At 65.0% G+C, this 6,927-nt stretch carries 8 protein-coding genes and 1 pseudogene; 5 read left to right on the forward strand and 4 right to left on the reverse strand.

The genetic code is table 11. The features are described from left to right. Positions 1–208 precede the first annotated feature (208 nt). The gene (locus tag GV790_RS28500; RefSeq protein WP_163817873.1) at positions 209–580 is read left to right on the forward strand and encodes a glyoxalase; all 372 of its coding nucleotides are present in this window, start codon (positions 209–211) and stop codon (positions 578–580) included. Here the strand turns inward: GV790_RS28500 and GV790_RS28505 are convergent. The 3 genes from GV790_RS28505 to GV790_RS28515 form a co-directional block, all read right to left on the reverse strand. Continuing rightward, complete coding sequence (locus GV790_RS28505; RefSeq protein ID WP_163817875.1) at positions 577–1,830, reverse strand: cytochrome P450; 1,254 nt, start codon at positions 1,828–1,830, stop codon at positions 577–579. The two genes, GV790_RS28500 and GV790_RS28505, sit on opposite strands and share 4 nt — an antisense overlap. Before the next feature lie 28 nt (positions 1,831–1,858). Continuing rightward, positions 1,859–3,031, reverse strand: coding sequence for an aminoglycoside phosphotransferase family protein (locus GV790_RS28510; RefSeq protein WP_163817877.1), 1,173 nt, complete (start codon positions 3,029–3,031; stop codon positions 1,859–1,861). A gap of 179 nt (positions 3,032–3,210) precedes the next feature. After that, on the reverse strand, positions 3,211–3,642 hold the full coding sequence (locus GV790_RS28515) for a hypothetical protein (protein WP_178128459.1): 432 nt from the start codon (positions 3,640–3,642) through the stop codon (positions 3,211–3,213). Positions 3,643–3,745: 103 nt separating this feature from the next. Between GV790_RS28515 and GV790_RS28520 the strand changes: the two genes are divergently transcribed. Next, positions 3,746–4,369, forward strand: a complete 624-nt coding sequence (locus GV790_RS28520) for a MerR family transcriptional regulator (RefSeq protein WP_163817878.1) — start codon at positions 3,746–3,748, stop codon at positions 4,367–4,369. A gap of 122 nt (positions 4,370–4,491) precedes the next feature. Here the strand turns inward: GV790_RS28520 and GV790_RS28525 are convergent, their stop codons facing one another. Then, entirely contained in the window at positions 4,492–4,731 is a 240-nt protein-coding gene (locus GV790_RS28525; protein WP_163817881.1) for a hypothetical protein, read from the reverse strand. Between the two features lie 332 nt (positions 4,732–5,063). Between GV790_RS28525 and GV790_RS28530 the strand changes: the two genes are divergently transcribed. From GV790_RS28530 to GV790_RS28540, 3 genes and pseudogenes are all read left to right on the forward strand, one after another. Continuing rightward, entirely contained in the window at positions 5,064–5,600 is a 537-nt protein-coding gene (locus GV790_RS28530) for a DUF3558 domain-containing protein (protein WP_256673589.1), read from the forward strand. A gap of 70 nt (positions 5,601–5,670) precedes the next feature. Continuing rightward, entirely contained in the window at positions 5,671–6,066 is a 396-nt protein-coding gene (locus GV790_RS28535) for a hypothetical protein (protein WP_163817885.1), read from the forward strand. Positions 6,067–6,068: 2 nt separating this feature from the next. Next, positions 6,069–6,927 (forward strand): annotated as a pseudogene (locus GV790_RS28540) (hypothetical protein); the annotation flags it as partial.

A 6,927-nucleotide genomic window follows, 5' to 3' on the forward strand; every position in this document is an offset into this window, starting at 1 on the left:
CCTCGCCCCCATCCTGTCCCGCCCCACCGCCTGGCGTTTCCTCGACACCCTCGTCGCCATCACCATGCTCACCATGGGCACCGCCCTGGTCGTCCGCGCACTGTGACATGCAAGGGCAACCGCGCGGATCCAATGCCAGCTGGCGCCTCGCTACCACCACCCGAGTTCCACTGCCCAAGAACATTTCCCGCCGACCTACGCTTGCGTCATGATCCACCACGTTCAAGTCAGTTGCCCGGTCGGCGGCGAGGATCGGCAGCGCGCGTTCTACTCCGGCGTGCTCGGCTGGACCGAACTACCCAAGCCACCGCTACTCGCGGCCCGCAGCGGATGCTGGTTCCGAGTACCCGGAGTGACGGGCCCGGACGGTGAGCTGCACGTCGGCGTGGAACAGGACTTCCGGCCCGCTACGAAGGCCCACCCCGCCTTCATCGTCGACATCGACGCCACCGCAGCCGCAGTGACCGCCGCGGGCCACCCCGTGAACTGGCCCGACCCCGCCGAGATCCCCGGCCGCCGCAGGTTCCACACCATCGACGGCGTGGGCAACCGACTGGAATTCCTCGCCGCCGACCACTAGATCGTGAGCGGAGCGGCGGGCGGGAAGGTGACCGGGAGTTCCGCCAGGGCTCGGTGGAACGGTCCGGGGCGCCAGGTGGGGGTGTCGTCGGGGAGGTCGAGGCGCAGGTCGGGGAGGGCGTCGAGGAGTTGGTCGATGGCGTCCTGGGCGATCAGGTACGCCAGGGACTGAGCGGGGCAGGCGTGCGGGCCGACGCCCCAGGCCAGGTGGGCGCGGTTGCCGAGGAGTTCGCCGTTGCGCACGGCGGGGTCGTTGTTGCAGGCGGCCATGCTGATCACGACGGGCTGGTGGGCGGGTAGCCAGACGTCGTCGATCAGGATCGGCTGACGCGGGTAGGTGATCAGCAGGTTCGCCAGCGGCGGATCGTTGAACAGCACTTCGTCCAAGGCGTCGCGCGAGGACAGGTTGCCGCCGAGCACGCTGCCGCCGAAGCGTTCATCACTGAGCACCAGCAGCAGGGTGTTGGCGATCAGGTTGAGCTGGAATTCGATTCCGGTGCCGTAGACCTGCGAGACGTGGTGCGACACCTCCACGTCGTCGAGCGCGGATTCGTGTTGCAGCAGCGCGGAGGTGATGTCGTTGCCGGGCTCGGCGCGTTTGTAGGTCACCAACTTCATCAGCGCCTCACCGAGCAGCTGATTGCCCTTCTCGGCGTCGACTCCTTCGAGCAACGCCGCCGTGCCCGCCGCGACCTGCTGGCCGATCTCGGCTGGGCAGCCGAGCAGGAAGTTCACCACTTCGAAGACCAGCGGGAACACATATTGGCGGATCAGATCCGCCTGCCCGTCGGCGCAGAACGTGTTGATCAGCGGAACAGCGATGTTCTCCACGACGCCGTTGAGCGCATACAGATCGACATTGTCGATGCCGGCGGTGATGGCCTGGCGATAGCGCACGAAATCGGCCCCCGAACTGCGGCTTGCCATCGGCCGCCATTCCAGCAGCGGAAGAATCGGGCAGTCGGCCGGGACGTTCTTCTGCCACGCCCGCGGATCGGCGGGAAAATGCTCGGGATCGTTGAGGATGCGCACCGCGGTGCTGTATCCGATCACCAAGGTGGCGGGAACCTCGGGCGCCAGTTCGACCGGCGCCAAAGATCCGTATCGGCCGCGCATTTCGCGGTAGTGCCGATGCGGGTCGGCGGCGAACTCGGCCGAGTGCAGCGGCACGCGGGGGCCGAGGGTGAGCGTCGGCGATCCGTGGGCCACCGGGCACGAGGTGACCTGCGCCCAAGGGGTGGAGGTAGTCACGCGGGAACTCCAGACTGTTCGGATTCGGTCAGACGCCGAGGGCATCCAATGAGTCGTGATCGTCCAATGCGGTGGTGATGCGTTCGAGCAGGGTCAAGCAGGTTTCGACGGACTGCATCTTGGGCTGGTAGGCGGCGCGGCCGATGGTGAAAGCCCATGCCGCGTAAGCGAACATGGACTGCTGCCGGTAGGCGAGCCACGCCTCGTCGAACGAGGGCGCCGATCCACGGACCCGGGCGAGTTCATCCAGATAGGCCGCCAGCAGATCGCGATCCCATGTCCGCCGATCCTCGGGCTCGCAGCCCGAGTTCACGGTGTAGGCGAAATCGTGTGCCCAGCCGCCGCGCATCACGACCTGCCAGTCCACGAATCCCATTCGCCCGTCGCCGGTGACGTAGGTCTGCCCGATATGCGGATCACCGTGCAGCAGCGTCGGTGGAAGCTCGTCGGTGGCCAGCTCGATCGCCCGCTCGACGCCCGCCCACAGCCGTTCGCTCTGGCCGCGCAGGGATTCGGGGATCACTTCCCCGGCCCGTTCCAGCCCGATCGCGCAGCGCTTCTTCATATCGATCGCGGCGAGATAGGCCTGGAGCATATAGCTCGGGTTGTTGAGGACCGCGATCGACGGATGCTCCCAGAACGTGCCGTGCAGGCGCGCGAGATTGCGCACCAGATCTTCCATCTGGGTCTTGCTCACCGAGGTGGTCGGTTCCACGAACACGGCACCGCGGGTGGTGGCGATGTCTTCCATCAGCGCGATGGAACGCCATGACGATTCGTCGGCGGCGCCCCAGTATCCGACCGGCGCCTCCATCTCGACCTCGGGCCGGAAGTCGCGGAAGAAGCGGGTCTCGCCGGTGATCATCTTGCCGCCGCCGAGCAGAATGCGCTGGCTGAAAGCCGTGGTCGTCTTGGCGAACAGTGCCGTCGGCAGCCCGGCCTGCTCGCCCGCTTCGTTGTATTCGACCGCGATCGCGACTCGGGTCGAGGTGCCCCGGCTGCCGTTGGAGGTCGCACAGGAGATGACCTCGGCGCCGGGGACGTCACGGCACAGCACCGCCGTCAGCCAGGCCGGTGTGATCGTTTCCCCGGATACCGGAACGTCGTCGATGGTTCGCGCCTTCGGCCGGACGACTTTCTCCCCCAAGATATGTCCGCCCACCGCGACCGATCGCCCGAGCAGCCATAGCTTGTGGTTCATTCGCTTGCCTCGATTTCCGAATCATGACGAACTGGTACGAGCGGCCTGCTTCGAATGCACTGGCCCAGACGACAGTACGCGAGACGAACGAAAAATATGGACTGACAACGTATTAAGACTGACCGGCCTGTTTTGTTACCGGTCGCCGATCGCCGGCCGAGCAGGCCGCGCCGGACCCCTCAGAACCGGTCGATCCCGGCGACGAGCGTCGCGATTCCCGACACCAGCAGCCCGGCCATCAGCAGCGTCGCACCCAGCCAGACGCTGACGATCATCCGGTTCGGCCGCTGCGGTTCGCGGCCGAGCACCGAGAGGAAGAAGCCGAGCGGCATCAGGATCGCGGCGACCAGCACGGCGATCGCGCCGCCATCGGCCCAGCTGCGGCTCGCACCCGTCGCGTTGCCGAGGACGGCGAGCAGCAGGCCGAGCACGACCAGCACCCCGGCATGCGCGTGGCCGGCGCGGAAGAAGGATTTCTGCAGATCGTTGGTGGGGTGGGCGCCGGTGAAGACGCGCAGTAGGAACGTGCCGCCGAAGGCGATGGTGACCACCGAGAGGATGGTCGCCCCGAGCACGATGCTCATGAACGGCGAGATCAGCGATGTATCCATGACTGCTTCCTGGCGTCGTAGATCCGATTGGATAGTGTAGCTACCCAATAATGGATAGCTACACTATCCAATGTCAAGGGTGACTCGGAGGAGGACAGACGCGATGCTGATGTCGGAGCTTGCGGCCCGCACCGGAGTGCCGGTGCCGACGATCAAGTACTACCTGCGCGAGGGTGTGCTCATGCCGGGCCGCGCCACCAGCGCCACCCGTGCCGAGTACGGAGAACCGCACGTCAAACGGATCGCGTTGGTGAAGGCACTGTCCGGGCACGGCTTAGCGCTGGCGAAGATCAAGACGATCGTCGGCCTGATCGATGCCCCGGAGGAATCCCTGCTCACCGCCCTCGGCGCCGCCACCTCCGCACTCCCGCCATCACCCGAATCCGGTACCGACACCGAATTGCCGCGCGCCCGAGCCGCATTCGCCATCCTCGGCCGTCCGCTACCCGCCGACCTCCCCGCCGCCGCCCAACTCGAACAAGCCCTCGCCGACGCCGAAGCCGCAGGCCTGCCCATGACCGAGGACCGCCTGCGCGCCTACGCCCCCCACATCACCGCCATCGCCGCCTACGAAATCGACCGCATGCCGCTGGACTCCCCCGCCGCCGCCATCGAATACTCCGTACTCGGCACCGTCCTCTACGAACCCATCCTCGCCGCCCTGCGCCGCATCACCCACGCCGAACTCACCGCCCAGCGCCTCGCCGACTTCGGTCCGGACGCGTAGTTCCGGCCTTCCCACACTCGGGCCACGCGTATCGCAGTGAACCGCTGCCGCGAAGAAGCCCGCCCGTCGAACAGCTGCTCGACGGGCGGGCTCACCTCGGTGCAATCCAGGGAAGGGTGCGCTCAGCTGGTCCAGATGCGCACGGACATATCGCTGCGGGCCGTGAAGTAGCCCGTACCGCCCGGGTCGACTCGGTGAACGGTGCCCGGGCCCCGGCTGTCACAGGATGTCGTGCCCTGGAAGACGCTGGCTCTCCTATTGGTTTTGTTGGTGAATTCGACGACCTGCGTCGAGGCGCCGCCTGGCATGCGATGGCAGCTGCCATCCTTCGGATTTTTCAGCTCGGTGGTTTGACCGTTCACCCTCCAGATGAAGGTGCCGGTGGCGGCATCGGCGGGGGCGGCAGTCGCGGACAGGAGTCCGATCGCGGCCGCGGTAGTGGCAAGGACTGCAAGGCCGAGGACGGATCGGCAAGTGCCCGAACGCGAGCCATCGCGAGCACGCTCAGCGCCCGCCGTGGCGAGATCGGCCCGTGAGCGAGCGCGGATGGTTGCCGGACCGATCCTGGACGATAGATCGAGTGGAACCGGATCGCGGTAAGGTGCGTCCTATTCAGTGTCGGTCTTTTCGCACCGAAAGCAGGAGGGGTATGCGTACCGCGAGTAGTGCACACAGAGGGGTCGCGGTCCGCGCGATGCTCGGCGCAATCGCCGCCGTCGGGCTGGTCGCCGGGTGCTCGACGTCGGTGGATGGGGAGCCGGCGGCGCAGGGGCAGAGTGAGACGACCAGGGAAGAGACGGTGCAGTGGAATCCGTGCACCGACTTGGCTGATGAGGCCTTGGCGGCGACGAAGGTGAACCCCGCATCGAAGGAGGCAGTTACAGATGCACCTTCCGGAGATGTGACCTACCGGATTTGCCGGTGGGATTCGACCGAGGGTCCCTACCTCGTGTACGTCGGGTCATCGACATACACGCAGGCAGAAGCCCGAGCAAATACCAACCTGTCTGGGCTGAAGGAAGTTCAGATCGGCCCCCGCTCCGGCTTGACGTACGGCGAGAAATCGGACGAGGAACGTTCGACCTGCTGGGTGAACCTTCCGTGGGCGAAGGGGACGCTAGAAGTGTCTGTCAGCTGGCTTTACGGCGAGGAAGAATCAATGCCGGAATCACCGCCGTGCAGTGTGGCAGTTCGACACGCTACCGAGCTCGAGCCTTACCTGCCAAAATGATGACGGCTGTGAATCTTCTCGTGAGAAAGATCAGGTCGGCTCGTCTGCAGGCAGTGTTGGGAGGGGAACTGTGACGACACCCAGCAACTCTGAGATGCCCGGATTGCTGAACCACTGGAAAACGATGAAAACCCAAGCCGAGAACGGCGAACTGCGCATGGAGCCGGAAATTGGGAATGCGCTGAAGGGCCGCGCAGATACCTTGCTCACGGAACTGCGCAAGATGGTCGCGGACACCAAGCAACTCGAGCACGTGTCGGGCTTTGGCACCTTGAATTCAGCCGAAGCACTGCGGAAGAAATTCGCAGCGAAGGCGAGCACCGATGAAGATTCGGCTCTGAAACGGCTCCAGGAGAGCATCGACATCGTCACGCTGATGAGTGAGACCTACGCTCTCGCCATTCGCCGGATCGAGGAAACAGACCAGTCCACCGCTGGCGTGCTGGGACAAACGGGGGTGCAGTAGCTATGGGACTCGGCTTCACCGACTGGGTCAGCAACGTCGGCAACTTCATTGACAACCCAGTCGTGTCGACTGTTCAGTTCCTCGGTTTCGGCGAGGCAGACCAGAACAAGCGCGATGATCAGCAGCGCGTGAATGACGAGAAGGCCAAGTGGGATGCCGACCGCGCGATCGTCGGCACCGAGTGGCAGGGCCTGCTCGGCGAATACGGCAGTGATCAGTTCGCCGGTCGCGTCATCACCGTGCAAGACCCCTTCGAAACGATGTCGCATCAGGAGATCTACGACGCGGTAAGAGACGTCGACCCCGCTGCGATCAACACGAAGGCCGATGGTTGGCGCAACCTCACAAAGGACGCCCGAGACGCAATCGAGGTGTTCTCCAAAGGCGTCGAAGAAGACATCACCAACTACTGGAATGGCCAATCTGGTACCGCCGCAATCGAAGGCACTCGCGCATTCGCAACCTCGTTCACCACGATCGCAGCCTGCTTTCAGATGGTTGCCCACGGCCTGGACCTGATGGAAGGCCACCTCGCGCAGGCGAAGAACTCCGTCGGCAAACCCGACAACACCACGGTCGGCGACAAGATCATCAACGCGATTCCGTTCCAGAGCGTCATCAAGGGCCCGGAATACCGGGCGACCGAGGCGCAGGAGAACGCCAGGTTCGTGATGACCACGTATTACCGTCCTGGCGCTGAAGATGTCGACGGCCATACTCCGGTCCTCCCGAAACCCAAGAACCCCGTCGATGACAAGGACGAAGGCTGGAAACCTCCGGTCAACCCGCCCGGCACCTCTGGCTGGCCGCCACCAGCCGTTGGGTGTACTCCTCGGGCAGCAGCTCGATACCGGCCGCGCT

It is taken from the genome of Nocardia cyriacigeorgica (assembly GCF_010858045.1).
In the GTDB taxonomy this organism is placed as follows: domain Bacteria; phylum Actinomycetota; class Actinomycetes; order Mycobacteriales; family Mycobacteriaceae; genus Nocardia; species Nocardia cyriacigeorgica_E.

Coding starts and splice junctions, on each gene's coding strand:
- GV790_RS28500 (WP_163817873.1), top strand. CDS start 209: ATGATCCACCACGTTCAAGTCAGTTGCCCGGTCGGCGGCGAGGATCGG.
- GV790_RS28510 (WP_163817877.1), bottom strand. CDS start 3,031: ATGAACCACAAGCTATGGCTGCTCGGGCGATCGGTCGCGGTGGGCGGA.
- GV790_RS28515 (WP_178128459.1), bottom strand. CDS start 3,642: ATGGATACATCGCTGATCTCGCCGTTCATGAGCATCGTGCTCGGGGCG.
- GV790_RS28520 (WP_163817878.1), top strand. CDS start 3,746: ATGCTGATGTCGGAGCTTGCGGCCCGCACCGGAGTGCCGGTGCCGACG.
- GV790_RS28530 (WP_256673589.1), top strand. CDS start 5,064: ATGCTCGGCGCAATCGCCGCCGTCGGGCTGGTCGCCGGGTGCTCGACG.